The sequence below is a fragment of the Affinundibacterium danionis genome (assembly GCF_042432465.1).
In the GTDB taxonomy this organism is placed as follows: Bacteria; Pseudomonadota; Gammaproteobacteria; order Burkholderiales; family Burkholderiaceae_D; genus Undibacterium; species Undibacterium danionis.
In genome coordinates this window covers 114014-138226 of sequence record NZ_JBHLXJ010000035.1, presented here as the reverse complement: position 1 = coordinate 138226, position 24213 = coordinate 114014, and the positions used below count along the sequence as shown (strand labels likewise).

The following is a 24213-nucleotide window of genomic DNA, read 5'->3' as shown; positions in this document are numbered from 1 at the left end:
TAATGAAACCAGCCCACCTTACCGGCTACGTCACTGACTTTTAGCCAAGGGTTGGATGCAACCCGCACCGCCAGTCCGTCAAGTGTCTGAACAGCACGGGTTGCACCCGCCCTACGAGATGAATAAAGCTAAATCTAATTTGTATGCGCGACCGCCAAATTCTTACCATCTGAATTCTTCTCCGCCTCCAAACGCGCTTTTTCATCTTGATCTGCTACACGATCCGACACATGAAATGGTGCGAACCAGCAGGCTAAGAAAGAAGGAATCGTCGCGACCATCACCAAGACAAAATAACTAATGTAGCCGAGTTGCTGTTGTAAATGTCCACTTACCACGCCAGTCACTAAACCGCACAATCCCATAAGCCCAGTGCCGTAGGCATAATGCGTCGTCGTATATTTTCCGGGTGCGAGTTCTTGCATCAAATAAATCATAAAGCCGACCGAACCAAAGCCAAAAAAGAACTTCTCAACGATTACACCCGCACCTATCCAATACAAATTTTCGGGCAAGTAAATACTCATCAGAAGAAAAGTGACATTCGGAATATTGACCGCGCAGCACAACCAAAACAAGGTCGATTTCAAACCACGTTTTGCCACCAGCCAGCCACCGAGCAAAGAACCTAACAAGACCGCGGCCAAACCATAGGTGCCATAGATAATCCCCAGCAATTCATTGCTTAAACCCAAACCACCTTTACTGGCCGGATCGACCATAAAGAAAGGCCCAATTTTTTCTAAAAAACCTATGCTTAAGCGGAATAGGAAAGCAAACGCAATCATGCGCCAGACATCACGTTTTTCAAAAAAGCTCACAAAAGAATCCGCAATAATTCTGCCCGTCGCAGCAACGCTGGTCGGCGTGTTACTGGCGCGTTCGCCATCGGGCATTACACGCGCGTGCCATACCGCCATCAATAAAGTCAAACCTGCAACCAAGAAGAAAATGACGCGCCAAGATTCCATCCATTCTTCACCAAAACTGCCACTACTGTGATGGAATACACCCGTATGTAAGTGTCCACTGAGGTAAACCAAACCGCCTGCCGCAACGATGGGGCCGATATTCCAACTCAGACTTTGTACGCCACAATATAAAGATTGACTGCGCTGATCAAGCGAAGTCACATACACGCCATCACAAGCGATATCTTGCGTCGCACCGACAAAAGATAAAATCCAGAATAAAGGAATCAAGATTACCATGTAATTCGGCAAAGACATGGCTAAAGCGACACCGGCAAAACCCAAGCCAATTAACACTTGTGCACACAAAACAAAGAATTTTTTGGTGCGATACATTTCTACAAACGGCGCGAATAAAGGTTTGATTGTGTACGCCAAAATAAACATGCTCGAATACTGCGCCGCACTTCCATTATCCATGCCCAGATTCTTGAACATGATGGCACTGACATTAGTCAGCATCATGAAGCCCAGCGCCATGGTGAAATAACCGGTTGGCACCCATAGTAATGGAGAGCGTGTATTAAGTTGGTTTTGCATAATCATAGACCTCTTCTTTTTGTGCTTTTTGTATAGCCTGAACACCGATAGCGTCCGGCAAAGAGTGGTTGGCTACAAGTGTCTCTTCTTGTAGTGTGTTTTTAAGATTTACGAAAAACAGGCGATGACGTTATTGTGCTCGCCTCACCGTGCAAATGCACAGTCTTCGGCGCTACACTTAATCCACGCAATTTTACATAAGTCTCATTTTTCTTTGGCGCAATCTGCGAACTTATTTGCGAGCTCGTTTGCTGATTTTTCTGTAAATGCTGATTCAATAAAGCGGCTGCACCAATAAATGCAGGCTGTTGAGCGGTAATGACATAGGTAGGAATTTGTGCGGTGAAATCTGAAAAACGTCCCTTCTTTTCGAAGCGACTACGAAATGAAGAACGCGCAAAAAAATGACCTAATCGCGGCACCACACCACCACCAATATAAATCCCACCTTGGGTAAATAAAGTCACCGCCAAATTGGCCGCGAAAGTACCGAGCATACCGCAAAAACATTCTACGGTCTCTAGACAAATTGCATCACCATTGAGCGCGCGACTAACGATCATTTCAGTCGTCAAGGTATGATCCACAATCCGTCCGGCAGCCGCGGCTAAAGCGGCATGTATCAGACCAATGCCCGGGCCAGAAGCCAAACGTTCAGTCGATACATGTTCGTATTTTTCCCAGCAATAACGCAAAACCGTGATCTCTCGTTCGTCGCTAGGTGCGAAAGCAACATGTCCACCTTCACTTTGCAAAGAACGCCATCCACCAAGCTCAGGCACTAACATCCCAACCCCTAAACCCGTACCTGCTCCCAATATGCCGATGACCGCATCTGGCTTAGCCGAACCGCCACCAATTTGCTGCAATTCGTGAGGCGCGAGACTTGGCACCGCCATTGCCAAGGCAGAAAAATCGTTCACCATCAACAAGGTTTGCAAGCCCAATTCAGCTCGCGCTGAATTGACTGAAAATGCCCAGTGATGATTCGTCATCTTGATGGCATCCTGACCGACAGGATTCGCAATCGCGATGACAGCATGTTTGATAATTAGTCGCGCTTTTTGGTCTAACTTTTGGCCTAATTGTTGACCTAACTGTGGATCTAAATTCGGATCAGTATTCAAATAAGTAAGCTGCGTCAAATAGCTGAGTGCAGCATCTTCAAACCTCGGAAAATCTATCGTGGCCAGGGTTCGAACATGACTAATTTCACCTGAAGGCATTTCCAATGCAAAGCGCGCATTAGTGCCACCGATATCTGCCAGCAAACGTGGCTCATCAAGATAATCGTGCATAGGCATGATGATTTACCTCGCGACACGTAATTGTTTGACGTCACGCTGCTGTTGACAATAATCGCGATACCATAGAGCGCTATCTTTCAATGTTCGTTTTTGCGTTGCATAATCAACGTGCACGATACCAAAACGTTTTGAATAGCCAGAATTCCATTCGAAGTTATCCAACAAACTCCATAAGAAGTAGCCACGTACTTCAACCCCTTGCTCCATCGCGGCCGCCAAGGCAGACAAGTGATCACGCACGTAAGCGATACGTTGTTCATCAGCGATTTTTCCGTGCTCTAACTGATCCGCGCTTGCCATGCCGTTTTCAGTAATATAAATAGGAGGTAATGTATATTCCGCCTTCAGCGCCAATAGCAATTCGGTTAAACCTTGCGGGTAGATTTCCCATCCCATATCGGTCACTCCGTGTACAGCAGGTGCTGAACGCGGTGGATTTTCCGCGGAGCAGAACGCACGGAAATAATAATTGACACCTAAAAAATCGATTTTTTGCTGTATCACCTGCATATCCCCCGGATAAATAATAGGCGCTTTATCTCCATGTGCACGTAGTGCCAGTTCAGGATAATGTCCTTTAAAAATCGGGTCCATAAACCACTGCACAGAGCACGCATATTCCAATTCCGCCATATCACGATCGGCTTGGCTGTCGGTCGCAGGGTCGGCGGTCCATTGATTTAACACGATACCCAGCTGTGCTGGGACGTTCAACTCGCGCATGGCTGTCATCGCCAAACCATGCGACAGCAATAAATGATGTGAGACTTGAATCGCACTTTTAGCGTCGGCCACACCTGGCGCAAACTGCGCATTGCCATGGCCTAGATTGGCGGTACACCAAGGTTCATTATGGGTTGCGATACTGGCTACTCTATGCCCAAAACGACGTGCCACTTCACGCGCATAATCAGCAAAATAATAAGCTGTGCTACGTGCAAGCCAACCGCCTTCATCTTGCAAGGCCTGCGGCAAATCCCAATGATAGAGAGTTAAATGTGCTGCAATTTTCTTTTCGTCTAAGGCGTCGAGCAAGCGCTCATAAAAAGCGAAACCTGCTTCATTCCAAGCGCCTTTTCCTTCGGGTTGTACCCGCGCCCATGCCATTGAGAAGCGATAAGTATCTAGGCCTAGTGAGGCGATAATCTCCACATCTTCACGATAACGATGATAGTGGTCGCAAGCAATCAGACCATCACTTTGATCTTTAATATTCGTTGGGTCTTCACAAAACTTATCCCAGATGGATGGGCCTTTACCATCTTCGTAAGCAGCGCCCTCGATTTGAAAGGCACTAGTGGCAACGCCCCAGGCGAAGTCGGCAGGAAAGTGTGGTGCATGCGTCATAATAATAGTCAACTTCCAAATACTTGCGTACACCACACCACCATCAAACCTACTCAGCTAATAAATTGCTGATGTTCAGCTCATATTCAGCTCATAATTAGTTCGCAAGCTATCCTCCAGAATCATTTTGCATTCTGGAACACACTTGTCGAATATTGATGTATGGCGAGTGACGCGGATAATAAAAATAAAGACCTATCCAGCTACCCTGCATCGCCAGTAAAAGAACGATGCAGAGTGCTGAAATAAAAACTACCGAAAAGTAGTGTCAATCACCTGCTTAGAAATTAAACCCTGCATTCACACCAAAGGTACGTGGTGGCAGATATTGAGCAACCCAAATACCGCCAGTGTTACCATTCTGTGCGCTGGTTTTAACGTTGCCATTACCCACATTACGTACGAAGAAATCCATATAGAATTTATCGCCTTCATAGCGCAGGCCAAGATCGGTACGTGAGTACGCGCCTTGTTTATCCGGTGCACCAAAATAATCAGAGAAGACACTCAGATTACTTTCAGATTCGTAATGCACACTGATGCGTGGCGTCAATGTTGCGTTACCTAACTGTATCGTGTGCTGATATTGAATCTGCATTTGAATTTTAGGTGTATGCGCCATCGTGACACCCGTGACATCGACGCAATTTGATACCGTTTTATCGGCCACACAAGTAGGGATCACATAGTCATTGGAACCCGCCAAGAGCTTGCCCAATTTAGCTTTTGGTGTGTACGCTAAGGACACTTGTATCTTGTCATCCTTAGTCAACTTCGCAGCGATCTCAGTTTCAAAACCAGTGATCTTGGCACCTTCGGCACTGGTCGTTGCCAAAGTACGGCTACCATCAGGATTGGTCACAGGTGCAGAGAATTGGTAGTCTTTGAAGTTTTCATAGAACAGCGCATTGCTGATCTTCACAGCGCCATCCATCAAAGTGTGTTTAGTTCCGAACTCATAGTTGGTCAGGGTTTCTGCTGCATAAGTGCGGCCACCATCTTGTAAACCACCGGATTTATAACCGGTAGAAACGCTGGCGTACCACATATTATTTTTGTCCATGTCATAGCTAACACGAGCAAGACCCGTCAACTTACTTCCTGAATATACACCATCATTCAAACCTGGAGGACCAAAACCAGAATTGGGATCCCATGGATTAACATTTTGATTCACAGGAATCTGTGCCACCGTTGCTGGTGTCGCTGGGTAATTCGCCCAACCGTAGCCACGACCACCAATATTAGCGCGATCATCTTTGGTATAACGAGCACCACCAGTTAAATGCAGACTATCAGAGAGATTCCATGTTGCCTGACCAAAAATCGCTTTAGAGGCGACTGTTTCTTTTGGCTGAATGAATGAACCTTGCCAACCCACTGTACCTTGTTGCGTGCCGTTCATGATAGGTAAATCAAAACGGATGTCATTGGTTTCTGCCGCATAGTACAAACCGAGCAGCCAATCTACTTCTTTCTTGCCAGTCGATTGCACTTCCAATTCGTGACTGTAGTTCACATAATTAGATGAATTCGTATTATGTTCACGATGACTACCGCCAGTCGCAAAACTAGTTGGCACAACCACACCAGCATCACCATCAAAAGTTTGTGAACCGCTGAATTTTGCATAGCCAGCGATATAGGCCAAGGACACATCGTCGCTTAATGCGGTTTCGAAACGACTGCGCAGCGAATCAGAATCACGTTTAATGCTCGGTGCTGTATCAATCAAGGCTGACCACATTTTTTGTCCAGCACGTGGTGTTTGCATCAAGTTCATATTCGGTGCACCACGATCTGCAAATTTTTCGTATGACAAATCCCATTTGCTGGTGCTAGTTGGCTTCCACAACATAGATAGGCGCACAGCACTTTGTTTTTGCGCGCCGTATTTCATACCACCTGTCAAAAACAGATTGGTATTAATAGGTTGAAAATCAGCAGCTGCACCGCCACCCGCGATAAAAGCAGCGCGTTGGCTAGCCAAAGGAATGCTTGGCATAGTTTGGTAATCGACATAGCCATCATGCTGCTCATTGACGAAGGCAAAACGTAAAGCCATGGAATCGCTCACAGGTACATTGAACGCACCGCGCATACCCAAACGATTGTAACTACCTGCGCCGCCTTCTACTGTGCCGAAGGATTTGCCAATCACAGGTTTAGCTGTTTGCATATTGACGGCACCGACCGTTGCATTGCGTCCCCACAATGTGCCTTGAGGCCCACGTAATACCTCAATCGCTTCTAGGTCGAATAATAAAGCGGTCGCGCCTTCCGGACGCGGTGAATAGATACCATCAATAAACGAGGCAACCTCTGGATCGGCATATTCAGTTTTTGCACTGTCATTACCCACGCCGCGCATAGTCATGGTCATCACACCATGATCACCTTGCGCTGTCGCGGAAAATCCGGGAACCAAGTTGACGATGTCTTGCAAAGTCTGCACATGGTTATCTTCAAGGGAGGCCGCGCTTAAGGCGGTAATCGCAACAGGGGTACGTTGCAAAGAAGTCGTGCGCTTGGTACCGGTGACCAAGACTTCTAAAATTTTGTCTGAATTATTTGCTGCTGCGGCTGCTTGAGCGGCAGTAGGCTTTTGCGTATCGGCGGTAGCCGCATTTTGCGCTTGGGCGGCAGTGCTACCTGCCATTAAGACGAGCACGGCAAACTGTATGGGGGTAATCGCCCGCTGCTTCGTTTTTAATACGGTGGTTTTCATTGTGTCTCCATTAGGAAATTATTTTGTTTACAGGGTTTTAACAACTAAATTCGTCGTGAAAACGATTTCATTTACTGTGAAAACGTTTTCATGATACATTTGGCTTAAAAATGATGTCAACAGAAATTTCAAGTGGTATGGAAATTCATAAAAAATAATTTAGGAGATCTCTCATGCGTAAATGCAGCAATATACTGATCGTAGGTGGGGGCACAGCAGGCTGGTTGACGGCCGCTTTTTTAGCAAAAACACTGTCAACAAATGACAACAATAGTATAAAAATTCGCTTAATTGAATCGCCCGAAATCGGCATTATCGGTGTTGGCGAAGGTAGTTTTCCGTCGATACGCGGCACATTGGCAGCGATAGGCATCAGCGAAGCGCGTTTTATTCGCGAGTGCCATGCCACCTTTAAGCAAGGCATACATTTTTGCGACTGGGTACGCCCTGCTGGCGCGGATTCCCACCTCGGCGCCGATCATTATTTCCACCCATTTAGTCAACCTAGTCAACGGTCCGACACACCCGAATTACTCCCCTACTGGTTGCACGGCTTAGCCGGAAAAGAGTCAGCTTTTGCCCAAGCGGTCACTATGCAAAAGCGGATTGCCGATGCGAGTCGTGGCCCGAAACGCAGCAGCGATAAAGACTTTCTGGGGCCTATGAATTACGCCTATCATTTTGATGCGGGTCGCTTCGCGCTCTTATTGGCCGACCACGCACGCGAATTGGGTGTACAACATTTGCGCGGAAATGTGGACGCAGTACACTTAGACGAAACTGGCACAATCGCCAGCGTACAGACTAAAGAATACGGCGAATTACACGCCGATTTGTTTATAGATTGCACCGGTTTTCGTGCGCGCTTAATCGGTGAAGCCTTAGGTTCAACATTCAAGAGTGTCAGCGACGTGTTGTTTGTTGATCGGGCATTGGCAGTACAAATTCCCTATGCCAAACCAGATCAAGCGATTCCGTCCTATACGATTTCCACTGCGCATAAAGCGGGTTGGACTTGGGATATTGGATTACAAGAAAGACGTGGTATCGGCTATGTTTATTCGAGTCGTCATAGCAGCGATGAGGAAGCGGAACAGGTCTTACGTCAGTATGTAGGTGCTGGCATGGATCACCTGCAAGCACGTCAGCTCAAACTACAAATTGGTTATCGTCCAACTCAATGGATAAAAAATTGCGTCGCCATCGGTCTCTCCGGTGGATTTTTAGAGCCCTTAGAATCTTCTGGCATAGGTCTGATCGAAACCGCCGCTTATCTAGTCAGCTTTTTATTTCCCTACAACGGTGATTTTGAACCCATCGCGAAAACCTTTAATCACCACATGAATGAGCGCTATGAGCGCATCGTCGATTTCATCAAAATGCACTACTGCCTGAGTCAAAGACGTGACTCAGCGTTCTGGATCGAAAATACCGCCAATAACTCCATACCAGAATCGCTACAAGACAAACTACGCATGTGGCGCTCCCGCCCTCCTAGCCGCCTTGATTTCATTACTGATCTCGAAATGTATCCGCCATCTAGCTGGCAATATGTGTTGTATGGAATGGAGTTTTCTACCCAATTGCCCGCCAACCTCATCCACCCCGATCAGGTGGCGACTGCCCTACAAGAGTTTAAAAATATCGCACTGGTAGCGGAACATGCACTAAAAGATCTGCCCGATCATAGACAATTAGTCGACCATTTCTGTCGTAAGGCTGATGCTGAACAGCAGAATAAGAAAACGTTTTCAAACATTTAGAATTGAGATAATGCTGGGCTCAGATTCAAAGAAAAGCGGAGTTAAAGTGATTTTTATACAAATTATTCTACTTTTAACAGAAATTAAGCTCAAAACACTACCAAGAAAATGTTTAAAAAACATCACATCAATAATTGCTGCCAAAATTTTGTGGTATTCTTCAAAAAAAGCGCTTTGAAAAGGATTTCATTTGAATCTGACATAGATGCCAATTGAGTTCCGAGTGCATTTTTGTATGCTTAGTACCAAAATGATGTAAATCTAGCTACATCAAGTATCAATAAAGCAAGTAAAACCCCACAAGGAAGCAGCTTTGAGCGAGAATCACGACAGTCCGTCCAACCCACATTTGAACGATATGAGCACGCTCGATAAGCCAGACAGTAATAGCACTAAGCTAGGTAGCCCAAGCACCCTCGCCAGTGGCGATAATGATGCGCCCACTACCTTAATTGAAGTCGCACGCACGGCAGGCGTCTCCCCCAGCACGGTATCGCGTATTTTGAATGGCACGGCCAAAGTCTCAGACGAAAAACGTCAAGCTGTCATGGACGCCATTGCCAAGACCAACTTCGCACCAAATCAAATGGCGCAAGGTTTAAAAAAAGGTAAATCCATGACCATAGGGATTGTGGTGCAGGATATTTCCAGCCCCTTTTTCGATGAAACTTTGCATGGTGTTGACGATGCTTTAAAAGGCACAGGCTACGCCTCGGTGATTGTCAGTGGCCACTGGAATGCAGCGGAAGAGATAGAAAGAATACGCTTATTATTAGCGAGAAAAGTTGATGGCATTATTCTGTTATCAGGTCGCATCACGGATGAATCGGTATTGCAGTTTTCCCAGCATCGCCCTATCGTCTCCACGGGTCGCGACATTCATACCGATAAGGCGCTGGGATTTAAACTAGACAATGAATATGGTTCTTGGCTGGCGGTACGCCATTTAATCGAATTAGGTCATCGTCGTATCGCCTTCATTACCGGACCATCAAATAATTGCGATGCTGCCGAACGTTTAACGGGCTATCAACGCGCCCTACAAGAAGCGGATATTCCCTTTGATGACAAACTCGTAGTCGAAGGTGATTTCCATGAGAGTAGCGGTATGCGTGCTATCAATCATTTATTCGACACACAGCAACAATTCACCGCCGTTTGTGCCGCCAATGATTTAAGTGCCTACGGCGCACGCCTCAGTTTGTACCGCAAAGGGATACGTGTTCCTGAAGATATTTCTTTGGTCGGTTTCGATGACCTGCCTGGCTCTTCTTACACTACGCCACCGCTCACCACCGTCAAACAACCACTGTACGAGATTGGTCGAATCGCGACTAAGGCCTTACTCAATATCATTAACGGAGAAGTCGTCGAGACCAGCATCCCACCGCTAGAGTTAGTCGTTCGCGAAACAACACGCCGCACGCGCTAATTACTGATCGATAATGCAGGCGATAGCTATAGAGAAAATTCAGCCAATATTGCCAGCGCGCCTTGAAAATCTAAATCTTGTATTTGCTGTGACAGTTGCGCAAGACTAGTCGCGGGAATTTTATGGCTGAGGTTTTCTTTCAGCTCGGCAAACACATCTACCGCGGCGATATCGTTCTGACTCAAACAAGCGATTAATCTCTGCATTAATATTTGCGCTTCTTCAGTCGCAAGTATCGCTACCGATGCTTGCTTGTTATCGGCGCGCTTTTGCGCCAACCATAGTCCAGCAGCTGTCATGGTTTTTTGCAATTCCTGTTCTAAGTCATGTAACAGCTCGGCTATATGATCATCCTTGCCTTCACGAATTTTATTCTCAACTTGTAGACTTAAAACGGCAAAATCTTTTGCTCCCAAAGTCCCAATTGAACCGCGCATGGTGTGCAACAATCTGGCGGCATCATCGCTTCTACGCGCTTCCAAGGCTTGTTTCACCTCACCCATTTGAATACCAGCGCGCTCTACCAACGCGTTGATCGATGACAGAATTTTTTGCTGATTTTTAGGATCGGCGGCGGCCAACATTTCAAGCGAACGTGGATTAAAGCAAGCAGTGTTATCGGCACTTAATTGAACAGCTTCTAAATGAACAGCGTCTGAATGAGTAGCTTCTGAATCAGCTGCCCCTAAAATAGATGGGTCTGATTGATAGACGAGATTATCTGGAGAAGCTTCGGCAACTTGCACGACTACATTTGCAGCAACTGCTTGAGCCGGCTGTTCAGCGAGCTGACTTTTTTCAGTTAGTAATTCGTTAGGTAAAAATCGAATAATCGCAGCAAACATTTGTTCGACATCAATCGGTTTTGCAATGAAATCATTCATGCCTGATTGTAAGCAACGATCGCGCTCGGAATACATCACACCTGCGGTCATGGCGATAATGGGGATAGCTAGATGCAGCTCATTACGTATCATTCGAGTCGCACTGATACCATCCATAATAGGCATTTGAACGTCCATCAACACCGCATGATATTGGCTGGCATGACTGCGCAAATGTTCGACTGCGAGATAACCATTCTCCATGACCTCAACTTGAGCGCCGCCCTGTTCCAAAAAGCCCTTGGCAACAATTTGATTAAAGGGATTATCTTCCACCAACAGTAAGCGCGCGCCCATTATTTGATTGGCCCGCGTCAATACCGCTTTACTATAACGTGGCATGGCCTCCACGCCGGAACACAGCATAATCGCTTCATGCACAGTATCAAACACACTGGAACCGGTAATCGGTTTCATCAAAATCGCATCGGCAAATTCGGAAGCCTGCTCTTGCAACATGCGGTCGCGACTAAATGCACTCACCATAATAACTAGAGGAGTACGGCCAGCAGGTAATATCTCGCGTAATTTTTTTATCGTGACTAGGCCATCCATCATAGGCATCTGCCAATCAACAATGATCGCATCAAAATGTTGTTGCGCCGCTAGACGTGCACTCACTATATCAATGGCCTGCTGTCCATTACTGGCAGCCTCTACTTCCCAATTCCAGGATCGTATAGTGCGACAAATATAGTTATTACTGGTCGAATTATCGTCGACTACTAAAATCCTTAATCGCTTCTTCGTTACCTCACTAATTTCAGCTATGCCGCTACTGCACTTTTTCAGAGGCACTACAATTTGAAACTCACTACCGCGCCCGACCTGACTCAGTACACTAATCTCGCCCCCCATCAGATTCAAGATACTTTTTGATATCGACAAACCCAGACCAGTACCACCGTACTGGCGCGTAGTGGACGCGTCAGCCTGAGAAAACGGCTGAAATAAGCGCTGTAACTGCTGCTCATCCATTCCTATACCAGTATCGCGCACGCTAAATTTGAGATTAACTAGCGCATCGTCGGCTTGATTAAATTCGCTGCTGTGCTGACCGTTGCTGTGCTCGCCACTATCAGGCGCGATTTCAACGAATACGGACACTTCACCTTGCTTGGTAAATTTCAAGGCATTCGCTGTCAGGTTAGTCAAAATTTGTTGCAAGCGTAGCTGATCGCCGAATAGGCGTTTAGGTACATCGACATCCACACCGATAGCGACTTCAATGTCTTTATCGCCGACCGACACCGCCATCATACTGGCCAAAGCACCTAGCAAATCATCCAAGAAAAATTCGTTATTAGACAACTCCAAACGATTCGCTTCAATCTTAGAAAAATCCAAAATATCATTCAATATTCCCATCAATGATTGACCTGAAATTTTGATCATCTCAAGATATTTGCGCTGCTCAGAACTTAAATTAGTGGCCGCTAATAGTTGCGACATACCCAGCACAGCATTCATTGGCGTTCGGATTTCATGGCTCATATTGGCAACAAAATCACTTTTCGCACGGCTAGTTTGCTCTGCATTTTCCTTGGCACTGATTAATAATTTTTGTAATTCACGCTCAGCAGAAATATCATTCGCGATGCCCAAATAACCTGTCACCTGCTTCTGAGTATTGATGATAGGTGTTACCACCAAACGCACAGGAATGTGCCGTCCTGACTGATGAACATAAGTCCATTCACGGGTTTCACTAATACCTAATTTAGCCTTGGCCACAAACACTTCAAACCCAGTCACTGGACGGCCCAATTCACTGCTTATTTCAATTGCACGAGTCTCCATTTCACTTTTCAAGTGCAGGATCGCGGGTACTTTTTTTCCGACAAACTCATCCGCCGTATAACCCAACATTTTTTCCGCACCTTTACTGAATAAACTCACCACGCCACTCAAATCGGTTGTGATGATAGAAAATTCGGTCGCGGAATCAATGATCAATCGCAGCTTCTCTTGGGCTGCCCGCTCAGCACCTTGCGCCGCCTTGACGCCGCTAATATCACTAAGAATGGCATAGACACCATCAATTTTCCCATCTTGATAACATGGTACATACGAAGCCAGCGTCTCTTTTAATACACCGTTAGAGTCCGTAATTGTGCGTTCAAACATCTGCGGCTCACCACGCAGAGCCGCCTGCATATAAGGTAGATTTTGATTAAACAGAGCATCGCCCACGACGTCACGCACATGCATGCCAAGAATTTGATCGGCTGGCCAACCAAAATAATCAAGATACAGACGATTAGCAAATCGATTTCTCAAATTGAGATCCCAGCAGCCTATCAATGCAGGCACATTGTCCACGATAGTCTGGATTTCCATATGCTTACGCTGTAGCTCTTGCTCGATCTCACATTTTTGTTTGTCTTGCAAGCGGAATAAATTCATACTCGCAGCCAAAATTAAGACAGGGATAATGCTGATCAAGATGGGCAAATAGTTGAGAAAACTTAGACTACTTCCAGTATTTGGGACAGGACCAAATGCCCCCACATGCATCATCCCGCCTATCACTAATGACTGTAGAAAAACCACCCATGTGACGGTGCGTGTATCTGCCTCAACAGCTGCCAACAACAGAGGTATGATCAGATAAATAAATGGAAATGGCAGGCAATATAGGGCAATCACACTGGTAGCAAAAGCCACAAGGGTATAAAAAAGTGGGGATCGTTTAAGGGTAACAGATGAACTTTGCAATCGAAAGTCAGGGTTAAGCGTCAAGAGGAATGGCAGTAGCGAAACAGTACCTATCGATGAACTGACAAACCAAGAAGGTAATGCTTGTAAGAACTGTGTGTAGCCGGAATTTTCTAAAATGCTTGCACCAGCAAACGCGCCTATCCCGCATGGCAATAAACAAACGAAAAATATAAAGCGCAGCATACGCTTGGGGGACTGGTCAAAATCCTGAACGATATTAAAATGTCGAGCAATCCAAGTGGCAGTCAACATTTCTAGTACATTCGGTATTACAAATGCGATTGACAACCACCACGAGCTACCTGCCAACCAATTTGCACCTAAATTTGCGATGGCTAGTCCTGCGGCTAAAGGCCAGATATTTTTTTTGTCAAAGCGCAATAAAAAGAGAATTCCGATCGCATTCGGGTACCAAAAATGCGCTATCGTTTCGGCACCTCGCGAAAGATAGATAGAAATGAGTGCTAAGCCAAAATAGGCAAGCGCGATTAATAAGATCTGCACAAAAAAGAAATTACTTGAGGGGATTTTGTTCTTCATTTCTGAGCATCACTGTATTCATCATCTACGCGGTTTGATCATTGACCACCTCAGCTAACACGGAAAGTTCAACTATTAGATGGTTTCAATTTTGAAGCTTATTTTAAAATTGACATCTCGTCCGAACTCAAACCTAAGCTAGCTCAGCAAAAAACTGACAACGATTTCTACCATTATTTTTTGCCTGATACAAAGCTCGATCAGCTTGTTCTAAAAGCTTGCTCGGGGAGGTATCCTGACTAGGAGTCATCAAAGAAAGGCCTACACTGATAGTGATATGTTGAGAACAACGCGAGGCGGTGTGTGGTATCTGCAAGGCGCGTACTGTTTCGCACAGCATCAGTCCATATTGCAACAAAATGGATTTATCGACCTGAGGTAAAAGCACGACAAACTCTTCACCACCATAACGCGCCACCAATTCTCCGGGTCGCTTAGTTGCTAACTCTAATGCTTTTGCAACGGCTATTAAGGTTGCGTCCCCAGCTATGTGCCCGTAACTATCGTTGTAATTCTTAAAGTAATCAATATCAACTAGGGCGATACCCAAAGGTAGGTGATGTCGTTGCAAACGGCGATACTCCGACTCTATCGCCTGATTGAAATAACCACGGTTATACAAACCGGTCATGGCATCATGCTGAGCCAAAGACTCCAGTGCGGCTGAGTTGTGTTTTAAACGTAAATGAGTACGGACGCGCGCACGCACAACAGGAGGGTTAAACGGCTTGGCAATGAAATCAACTGCGCCAGCGTCGAGGCAAGCAACTTCTACTTCCATGCCCACATTGGCTGTCATAAAAATGATCGCACAATTACCAAAAGCGTCATCATGTTTTAAGCTGCGACAAACTTCGTAGCCATCCATAGGCGCCATTTCTACATCCAGCAAAATCAAATCTGGCTTTTGCTCTTTGGCGATTTCCAGTGCCTTTTCACCGCCAGTAGCAAATAAGATGCGACCAAAATCCTTCAGTATTTGACTCAACATATGAATCAAATTGATATCGTCATCAACAATAAGGATTGAACTTTGCTTGGATAAATAAGCCGGCATTGTATTAATTTTGTTAAATAAAAACTACAAGGTAGCTTTTAGAAATTAGGAACAATGTCGCACCAGAACGGTCAACGCAACACTAGTGTCGGTATTGCATAGGTCCTAGATTTAATTTCTAAAATTCAACAATACCTCAAGCCCCCCTTTTTATCCAATTTTTTTTAAGCAAAGCCAATACAAGTGATCGCAAGATCACCCAATAGCTCAAGTCATACCCATATGTTTATACTAATACAGACCTAGAGACCCAGCTGAGCTAGGAGCACTCTGCACCAGACAATAGATGGCAGATACTTTGCGCAAAAACTAAACACTGTGCACTTTATTTAATACTTCTCCATTGATCATCACATTTTTCAAATTCAAATCCTGGACGTTGTACAAATACAATGGATGTTCTCGATTGGCAGTGTTACCAAAATCGCAGTTTTCTATATGGACATCGCTCACAGGTAAAATCTTAGGTGTAGGAAGACTGCCGTTATAGTCAGAAGCTACCGGCCCTAGAATGACGATAGCCTGATAGCAAGAATGCTGACCTGTTTTAGATTTCACATTACCGACTTTGACGTTAGAAATATGCACATGACTCACCTCGGGCGGGCGAGTGCGCACATTATCGGCAACAGGTGCGTAATCACAATCGAAAGTCACCACCGCACCAGCCGCGGTCGCAACTGTGCGGGAGGCTATCGGAGAACCGGGCAAGGTGGCATAAAATGAAGGACTGGTTTGCACTCCATTTGGAATAGAGATGTTTCGGACGTAGAAGTGACGCAAAAATCCACCACGATTCATATTGGTTTTTAGGCGGATCGCTGTATTGAGTGGATTGGTCGCCCAATTGATATTTTCAAATAAGAGATTTTGCGCATAGACGTTTTGTATGCCACCCGCCATCTCACTGCCCAGAGTCACTGCACCGTGACCGCTTTGCATAGTGCAATTTTGAATCACGATATTTTGTGAAGGACCGTATTGGGTGTCGCGATTTTTACCTGCTTTAATCGCTATGCAATCATCACCCGAATCAAAAGTACAAGACTCGACCAACACATTATCGCAAGCCTCGGGATCGAAGCCATCGCTGTTGGGGCCATGACTTCTCACTAGCACTTTATCAATCTTCAGATCGCGACAATTCACTGGATGATGTACCCAAAATGGCGAATCCTTAACCTGATAGCCTTGCAGTAAAACTTTATCGCAAGCTATCAGCTGTATCATCGGTGGACGCAAATAATGGCCCTGACCAAAAACACGTTTTGGCAAAGGAACATTCGCTTCCGATAAAGCGGGTAAGTAAGCCGCATCAGCGCGCCAACGCTCCGCTTCACCCTGTATCAAAGCGGCGTCGTCTTTAGCTATCGTAGTGATGTCTTGTAGTGCTTTTGCATTCAGTGGGTTCACCGTATTTTCCGACATCTTTCCCGCCGTGAAATTCGGAGTCGTGCCCTGACCTATAGAATTAATGGTGCGCTGTTTGCCTTTCCAAGTCCACCAACAATCGCCGGCCTCATTAAACGGCACGCCACCCTGACCATTCAAAATACTAGTCCAATCTTCGCCAGTTATGGCGATATTGGTTTGACCAAAGGCATACACTAGAGGTGAATAATTCAAACAATCATTGCTTTGCCAGCGCGAGATAACGAGACGGCCTTTTGCTCCACAATCGACGCTCCCATACTTAGCGTAATCACTCGGTTGATTACTAAAGTAGATATGAGCACCCGCCAGCAAATGCACGTGTACATTCGAGAGCAAGACGATAGGCCCGGCACAATACCAATCGCCTTTGGGGATCACTACCCGACCACCGCCTGCTGCATGGCAAGCCTTGATTGCAGCCGTGATCGCCGGATATACATCGAATGACCCAAGCTTAGGACTAGGTAAAGAAGTTTGCTCTTCAAATGAGACCCAGCCTGGCACTGAATGCAACTCACAAGTCTTGGCACCGAATTCGGTAATCAAGAAATCTACATCGCGAAATTTTAGGGGTTGCGCGAATCGATCAACGATAGCTTGCGCAGCAGCCCACGGATCAGCCAGTGTCACATTCTTTGCTGAGGCAGTTTGCAATCCTAAAGTCGTGCTAGCAACACCGCCCAAAGTCGCTAGTGAAGATTGACGTAAAAAACGACGGCGACGTAGGTTAGTCGTCTTGGATAAATTGGATAAGTTCTTTGCTATATCTGACATCGTAGTTCTTTCGTCGAAATTATTTAGCTCAAATGTAGGGTGCGCCGTGCGCGTCCTACTTCATTAACACTTCAGCTTTTTTATTCTTGCGTATTATTAAATTCAGCTAAAAAGATAGCGGCGCTGCCACTCGCCAGTTGCTCAGGCGATGAGTAGCCGAGTTGCTTGATTGGATCAATGCCAACCTCACTCAAATTGCGCCAGTAGTCTGCAATCGCAAATTGCGCAGGACGGAACGCCAACACACTTTTCCGATTCCAATCCGCCCAAGGATGCTCTTTTTGAATATGCGCACCAATTTTTGAATTCAAGATCACCGATTTACCCACAGTCTCTAAAACATTTTTTGAGATCGTCCCACGTGGTGCTTGATAGCCATCGGTTTCAGCCAAAGTACAGCTATAACCGGGAACATTAATACCTGCGTATGGTGTGCATTTTTGAGTATGGAACCATTGACGCCCTAAATAGAATTTACCTGCTAAAGCATTAGCACTGCCGTCATGGGTGAAATTGCATTCATTAAATACGAAACCATACGGTGTCTTCACATTGGTATTGGGTGCGGTAACGTAGGAAGTGGTGCGATCACCCAATGACTTAATTTCTGAGCGATAGAAATAAGCGGTGGTATCACCGAAGATAAAATCCACGTTCCCTTCGACATAAGAACGATGAAAGAAACTACGCGAGGTATGCGCAATCGCACGTGATTTTAAAAATAAAGTATCTTGAAAACCGTGTACGCGAATATTTTCAAATTGCACTTTATCAGCGCCATCCACCATCAAAGCAACGGCTTGATGCTGAACCACCACCACTGGCGCGGTACCCGCGGTTGTACCGCAACTGGTGTTAGGGCATTCCGCCTTCAAATCCACTTTATCTTTGTTATAGGCGTTTTCAAATGTAATGTTCTTAGCTTGAAAACCATCGCCTTTAATCCAAGCAATGCCGGTACCGCTAGTACCGACCACAGGACGGTCTTTGAGCGATTGGAACATGGCTTGTATCGCACTATCAGCTTTTGCGAACTGTGGACCAAAACGCTCTGTGTAGACACTACCCAACAAAGCGGCATGAACACTGGCGGATATCTTGGTTTTACGCGCATCGCTCTCGTTCGAATACAAAGTAATAGGCAAGGCAGTCTCTGGGACATACATCAGTTCGTTATAGGTGCCTGGCTTTACTAAAATATACAAGCGGCGTTTGGAAGATTTTTCAGCGACGAATTTTCGTCCATCCAATAAGGCTTGATTAATGGCAGCCTGTACTGTTGCAAACTGGGTTTTACCATCGGCCACCGCATTCGCATCAACCACATAATCGACCGGCAGATTGGAATTAATAACCAAATCATCACTGAGCGGATTCCAAGGATCAATCACTTCTTTGCCCGCTGCACCGGTGGTACGCAAGACTTGTTCAATAGAATAATATTTGGCTTGTTCAGCGCTGAGCTGAGGTCTGAAATTAACGCTGGTCTTTTCTGGAAATGCGACAAATTTGGCCTGACATTCAGCCGAGGCAGGCGCCATCCAGCGTAATTCAGTCGCAGCTTCTGCCAATGCAATCTTTTGCTGATCCAACTCAACATTTGCAAATTGCAACGTCTGCGGTGACTGAGCCGCAACCGCAACTTGTTTGAATTGAACTGCCAGTGGATAGGCGACATTGTAGCCACGCACGATAATTTGTCCTGGGGTCAAACTACTGACGCGTTCGAATACGATATCGCGATACTGAGGAATTTTATTTCCCACTGCATTTTTATCATAGCGCGTATCGAGATCAATCGGACGTTTGCTGTTACGTATACAAACATCTTCATAACGCACTTGTTCAACCAAACCACCACGTGAGACATCGCTCTTAATTCTCAAGCCAGAAGTGGTGCCATCTAAACTCAGATCTTTAACCAAAATACTACGTACACCGCTATTGGTTTCGCTGCCTATCGACATGCCATGGCCGCTGTAGAAATGATTATGCAAAACCGATACATTTTCAGTTGCACCATTATTACCGCCCTTGATCGCGATATTGTCATCGCCAGTGCGGATATAACTATGTGCAATGGTAATGTTGCGCGAAGAAATAGGATCGATACCATCGGTATTTCTGGCGTCTGATGGTGTATCAATTTTTACGCCCCAAGCGGTGAAGCCATCAACACGATTTAAGGTCACATGAAAATTAGGCGAATTACGTAAAGTAATTTGATAAAACGTGATGTCTTCGGAGCGTATCACTTCAATAAAACGCGGAACATTATGTTCGTTCTTTTCTTTCTGAGCGCGTCGTGCCATCTGCCACCAGCTTTCGGTTTTACCGACCACCGTTTGCCCACCTTGACCATCAATCACACCGCTACCATAGATGCCGCTACCACGAGCATTTTCTATCGTGATAAATGGTTTGCAGCTACGTCCTTTTTCAGCATTCACACCACAAGTCTGATTACCTTTATCGTATAGCGCCGCATCATTACTCGCGTATAAAGTCGCATCACGATCGACTAATAAACTGACACCGCTAGGGATACGCAGAGGACCCGATTGAAAACTATCTTTCTCATTGTTGGCCGCCAATTGCACCGCCTGACCTTGTGGGCAGCTATCTAATGCGCTTTGTATCCTTTGCGTATCACTCGCTTTGCTATGCTCAGCTTGGGTCTGACTGGCCGTTAAAATCGTACAAACAGTGGGAATACGAGGCTCAATGACATTACGACTGTCTTGCGCGGAGGCGGATGTGGCAACAAGGATTGATATACCGAGACTCACTGCCGATAGCAGTGAATATTTAAATTTTTTTGGTAAGCATTTCATTTCGCGTCCTCCGTTTTAAATGCAGAACGAAATGCAGAACGAATAGCAGGTACATATTGCTTCAATTCTTGCTCTACCATATTTGCAAAAAAAGCTGCGCCTTTAACACCCACATGAGTACGATCAAAGGCAGACTTGGCTGCGCCTTGTGGCTCCAATTTGGCGATATCAGTGACATTGGATGCAGCAGTGGTTTCGACTTTAGGTGGCGGTGGTGCGACTGCCAGCGTATCTGCTTCCGCCTCGCCCATCGCTTGCACTGCAGCGTGACTTTCTGCATTCAAAGGTAATAAAATCGTCTTGGTTTCAAGGGCGACTTTCTCAGTCGCATCCGCCCAAGGTTTTAAATTATTTTCTAATACGCCGTCTTTAAAACTACGACGTGTCAATGGCGTAACCAGCACAGGAATCCCATTCAAGGCTTTTACTTCTGTCACATAACGCGCCATATTGACGGGAAACTCTGTGACTAAATCCGTAGAACGTCCAGGCTTACCTGGTTGATCATTGTGACCAAACTGAATCAAGACGTAACTTGTTGTGGTCGGGCTATCCGCTTGGCGCAATAGTTCTTGCACCTTATCCCACAAACCTTCGGCGCGAAAGCTACCAGAGCTGCGCCCACCGCGTGCCAGATTAATGCAATCCACATTAGGTTGAAAACGCTGGCACAAAGCATCACCATAACCGCTCTTAGTCGCCATGGTTGAGTCACCGACCAAGATCACGCGTACTTTGCTGTTTTCAGCATAGGCGTTTTGTGGAGATGAGAGTAAAAAACTAAGGGAGAGGGAGGCGCAAGTCAGCAGACTTACGATAGAAAATTTATTCATTGCATTTCACTTTTTCGCTGAAAGTTTCGCTGAAACTAAATAAAGGCGTGAAAATGGGCGGGTACTCACCGCGCTACTAAGGTTGGTACACCTGAGCAGCGCGGGCTTCACCCGCCCTACAAAATACGTAGCTCCCTCTCTCACTTACAGGAAAGGAAACTTTGATGCCTATCATCTGAGACAATCAGCCTCAGATGATCCGATTTCACTTAAAACGTATAAGTAAAACGTGTGTTGAAGGCGCGGCCTAAAGGACTAGCCGCACTACTCAAATAGCCGTTGTAACCACTGTGATTAGTGACTGGCGGATTGACATCAAACAGATTATTAACACCCAATACGATGGTGATATTTTTGAAGCCCTTATACGTCATCGTGAAGTTATACACGGTGTAAGGTTTGATATCACGGAAGTACTGAGCTGCCACCAGATTCTGATCGTGGTAACCGGTATTGTAGTTCTGCGTCAACTGGGTATTCCAATCGCCTTTAGCCCATGACAATGCGAGGTTATGTTTCCAACGGAAAGTGATGATAGGGAAACTGCTAGTCGTACCATTACTCGCTAAGCCGAAACGACCAATGTTGGACGCAAACTCCCCACCCTTTTCCAACTGATTATCAAACTGCGTCAAATAAGTACCATTCAATTGAACTTTGAAAGTACCCAAATCCGATGTTGGGAAAGTGTAGTTAGTCGCAACGTCAATACCAGCGGCTTTTTGTCCACCCAAATTCATCGTGGTATTTTTGATGTAGAGCAGCTTGCCAGTTTCATCACGCACGAATAAATTCGCGTATTTAACTGGATCTAAGAAGTAAACTTGCTCAGGCAAGTTGGCCAACATCTTATCCATATTGACACGCCAGTAATCGAAGGACATAGTCAGATTCTTCATAGGCTCAATGACCATACCTAAAGTACCGCCAACCGATGTCTCTGGCACCAATTCTGGGTTACTACCTGTTTGTTTTGGTAATTTCACATTACATACTGTGGACGCAACCAATCCTGGTAAAGGTTTACCTGTATTAGCGATCGCTGGCGTTGCACTTGGACATTGTAATGGATCATCCCATGCAGATGACGTGGTAGTAGTCGCACCTGGCAAACGATAGCCATAGCGATCAAACAGAGTCGGCGCACGGAAACCAGTATTCGCTGAACCACGGAACATAATGGTCGAATTTGGTTGATAACGGAAACTTGCCTTGGGGTTAATCGTATTACCGAAATCACTAAAATGATCGTCACGTACCGCCAAGTTGACGTTCAGTTCTTTACTGACAGGAATGTCCAATTCTGCGAACAACGCTGCTACATTGCGTGCACCCTGACCACGTGAAGGAGACGATGATGCGTAAGTAGCAGCGAGGCCGACATCCGTTTTCACGTCTTCTGTCGTATCGCGATGGAAATCAGCACCCAGCGCCAAACCCACTTCACCCGCCGACAATTTCATAATCGGCTTGTTCAAGGTTAACTCAAGGCCCGTAAATGTACTCTGCGAGATACGTAATTTTTGTCCGTTTAAAGAAATACTATCCAAGTAGGCTTTACCCGTTGAATCTTGTAATCCAAAAGGATTCAAAGTCCCATTAGTGATACCCGCCAATAATTTAGGACCATCCAAAGAGCCTGAATGCAAATAACCGACACGATCACTCACACCTATCACTAATCCTGCTTTGTAATCCCAACCGCCGATCTCACCTTCATCGGTAAAATTTAAACGCTGATTCGTTTGCACATCGCGAGTAATGTACATTCCCGCCTCACCTACGCTCCATGTAACTAGCAGCGGAGCACCTGTGACGCCAGCTACCGCAGGCACACCTCCTGCTCCACCAGGATACCATTTGCTAGTGGATGGCAATAATGCTGTGACGCCATTGGCTGCCAAGCTTGTAGTCGGCACTTTAGTACCAAAAATTTCTGCTTGTCCGCGTGAATAATCGACGGAGAATGTATGATCTTCACTAATTTTCTTGGTCGCTTTTGCAAAGAAAGTCAGCTGCTCACGACCATAAATCGCGGTGTTGTAGGTACTATTATCAATAACACAGGTATTCTTTCCGCCTTGTATGGAATACGGTGCCAAACATCCAGATGCATAGTAAGGATTCGCTGCAGCGAAATTTTTATTGCTTGGAATCGTAAAGTTAGCTGGAGTTGCGAAGCCGCCACTCGCCAAGGAAGGCGCGCGACCAATACTGGTCAACAACTCTGTCGAGGTCAATTCGGCACGATCAGAAGCTGCTAAACGACTGCGGCGCAAACCATCTAGAGTGGCATACACATTCCAGCCATCTTTTTGCAAATCGCCCGCACCCGCGATAAAGCTAAAGCGTTTTTCATCACCACCACCATCACGCTGTGGCTGCAATACTTGCGCCGTAATTGCGGCACCTTTGTAGTCACGTTTTGTAATGAAGTTAACGACACCACCAATCGCATCAGAACCGTAGATGGACGACGCACCATCGTTCAAAATCTCTACACGAGCGATCGCACTCATAGGAATTACGTCCAAATTGGCGTAACCGTCGGCAATCGCCTCATTCGCGAGACGACGTCCATTCAATAGTACCAAAGTACGGTTCACACCCAAACCACGCAAGTTGATGTTAGTGCCAGAACCAGCATTCGAGGGTGCCAAAGAATTTGACTGTGGTAAAGCCATCATCAAATCGGCCAAAGTAGTCATACCACGCTTTTCCATTTCATCGCCAGAGACTGCTGTGATAGGCAATGAGGCCTCGCTGGCTAAGCGCTTAATAGACGAACCTGTCACTTCCACGCGCATCGGTTCCTGTGCTGAAGCTTGTTGCATCAAGCCCAAAACAGCTAAGGTGATAGCAGATAAGCCTAATTGCTTAATCTGAGATTTTTTACTAGTTTGCATTACTGTCTCCTGCTCATTTTTGAATTAAAGTTCTCATACCTCAGAACTATGATCTTGGTCGGAATACCTCGCGTACCCGATGCCGTCACGACGAGGGTCAGGCGTCGCCTGTACCGAGGTCTGAACCGGTCAATTTACTCAA

12 protein-coding genes are annotated in these 24213 nt (G+C 45.9%); 2 read left to right on the top strand and 10 right to left on the bottom strand.

The genetic code is table 11. The annotated features are described in order from the left end of the window. Window positions 1-134: 134 nt before the first annotated feature. From ACFFJH_RS19475 to ACFFJH_RS19460, 4 genes are all read right to left on the bottom strand, one after another. Complete coding sequence (locus ACFFJH_RS19475) at window positions 135-1517, bottom strand: MFS transporter (RefSeq protein ID WP_390214735.1); 1383 nt, start codon at window positions 1515-1517, stop codon at window positions 135-137. A 95-nt stretch (window positions 1518-1612) separates the two neighbouring features. After that, window positions 1613-2815 (bottom strand): glucokinase, encoded by a 1203-nt coding sequence (locus tag ACFFJH_RS19470; RefSeq protein ID WP_390214734.1) that lies wholly within the window; start codon window positions 2813-2815, stop codon window positions 1613-1615. A gap of 6 nt (window positions 2816-2821) precedes the next feature. Continuing rightward, window positions 2822-4165, bottom strand: coding sequence for a GH1 family beta-glucosidase (locus ACFFJH_RS19465; RefSeq protein WP_390214733.1), 1344 nt, complete (start codon window positions 4163-4165; stop codon window positions 2822-2824). A 280-nt stretch (window positions 4166-4445) separates the two neighbouring features. Then, a complete protein-coding gene (locus tag ACFFJH_RS19460; protein WP_390214732.1) occupies window positions 4446-6893 on the bottom strand; it encodes a TonB-dependent receptor in 2448 nt (815 codons plus the stop codon). Window positions 6894-7066: 173 nt separating this feature from the next. Here ACFFJH_RS19460 and ACFFJH_RS19455 point away from each other — a divergent pair, with 173 nt between their 5' ends. Continuing rightward, window positions 7067-8656, top strand: a complete 1590-nt coding sequence (locus ACFFJH_RS19455) for a tryptophan halogenase family protein (protein WP_390214730.1) — start codon at window positions 7067-7069, stop codon at window positions 8654-8656. Window positions 8657-8969: 313 nt separating this feature from the next. Continuing rightward, window positions 8970-10088 (top strand): LacI family DNA-binding transcriptional regulator, encoded by a 1119-nt coding sequence (locus ACFFJH_RS19450; protein ID WP_390214729.1) that lies wholly within the window; start codon window positions 8970-8972, stop codon window positions 10086-10088. Window positions 10089-10114: 26 nt separating this feature from the next. Here ACFFJH_RS19450 and ACFFJH_RS19445 read toward each other — a convergent pair whose 3' ends face one another. The 6 genes from ACFFJH_RS19445 to ACFFJH_RS19420 form a co-directional block, all read right to left on the bottom strand. Next, a complete protein-coding gene (locus tag ACFFJH_RS19445) occupies window positions 10115-14233 on the bottom strand; it encodes a response regulator (protein WP_390214728.1) in 4119 nt (1372 codons plus the stop codon). Window positions 14234-14366: 133 nt separating this feature from the next. Then, window positions 14367-15290 carry a diguanylate cyclase domain-containing protein gene (locus ACFFJH_RS19440; protein WP_390214727.1) on the bottom strand — a complete coding sequence of 308 codons (924 nt, stop codon included), beginning with the start codon at window positions 15288-15290 and terminating at the stop codon, window positions 14367-14369. A 309-nt stretch (window positions 15291-15599) separates the two neighbouring features. Then, entirely contained in the window at window positions 15600-17498 is a 1899-nt protein-coding gene (locus ACFFJH_RS19435) for a glycoside hydrolase family 28 protein (RefSeq protein ID WP_390214726.1), read from the bottom strand. A gap of 80 nt (window positions 17499-17578) precedes the next feature. Continuing rightward, window positions 17579-20332, bottom strand: a complete 2754-nt coding sequence (locus tag ACFFJH_RS19430; protein WP_390214725.1) for a pectinesterase family protein — start codon at window positions 20330-20332, stop codon at window positions 17579-17581. Next, window positions 20329-21165 (bottom strand): rhamnogalacturonan acetylesterase, encoded by an 837-nt coding sequence (locus ACFFJH_RS19425; protein WP_390214724.1) that lies wholly within the window; start codon window positions 21163-21165, stop codon window positions 20329-20331. Before ACFFJH_RS19425 ends, ACFFJH_RS19430 begins: the two co-directional genes overlap by 4 nt. A 209-nt stretch (window positions 21166-21374) precedes the next feature. Beyond that, complete coding sequence (locus ACFFJH_RS19420; RefSeq protein ID WP_390214723.1) at window positions 21375-24071, bottom strand: TonB-dependent receptor plug domain-containing protein; 2697 nt, start codon at window positions 24069-24071, stop codon at window positions 21375-21377. Window positions 24072-24213 lie beyond the last annotated feature (142 nt).

Excerpts from the sequence above, each read along its gene's own strand:
- ACFFJH_RS19440 (WP_390214727.1), bottom strand. The coding sequence starts at position 15,290 with ATGCCGGCTTATTTATCCAAGCAAAGTTCAATCCTTATTGTTGATGAC.
- ACFFJH_RS19455 (WP_390214730.1), top strand. The coding sequence starts at position 7,067 with ATGCGTAAATGCAGCAATATACTGATCGTAGGTGGGGGCACAGCAGGC.
- ACFFJH_RS19475 (WP_390214735.1), bottom strand. The coding sequence starts at position 1,517 with ATGATTATGCAAAACCAACTTAATACACGCTCTCCATTACTATGGGTG.
- ACFFJH_RS19460 (WP_390214732.1), bottom strand. The coding sequence starts at position 6,893 with ATGAAAACCACCGTATTAAAAACGAAGCAGCGGGCGATTACCCCCATA.
- ACFFJH_RS19470 (WP_390214734.1), bottom strand. The coding sequence starts at position 2,815 with ATGCCTATGCACGATTATCTTGATGAGCCACGTTTGCTGGCAGATATC.
- ACFFJH_RS19430 (WP_390214725.1), bottom strand. The coding sequence starts at position 20,332 with ATGAAATGCTTACCAAAAAAATTTAAATATTCACTGCTATCGGCAGTG.
- ACFFJH_RS19425 (WP_390214724.1), bottom strand. The coding sequence starts at position 21,165 with ATGAATAAATTTTCTATCGTAAGTCTGCTGACTTGCGCCTCCCTCTCC.
- ACFFJH_RS19445 (WP_390214728.1), bottom strand. The coding sequence starts at position 14,233 with ATGAAGAACAAAATCCCCTCAAGTAATTTCTTTTTTGTGCAGATCTTA.
- ACFFJH_RS19420 (WP_390214723.1), bottom strand. The coding sequence starts at position 24,071 with ATGCAAACTAGTAAAAAATCTCAGATTAAGCAATTAGGCTTATCTGCT.
- ACFFJH_RS19465 (WP_390214733.1), bottom strand. The coding sequence starts at position 4,165 with ATGACGCATGCACCACACTTTCCTGCCGACTTCGCCTGGGGCGTTGCC.
- ACFFJH_RS19435 (WP_390214726.1), bottom strand. The coding sequence starts at position 17,498 with ATGTCAGATATAGCAAAGAACTTATCCAATTTATCCAAGACGACTAAC.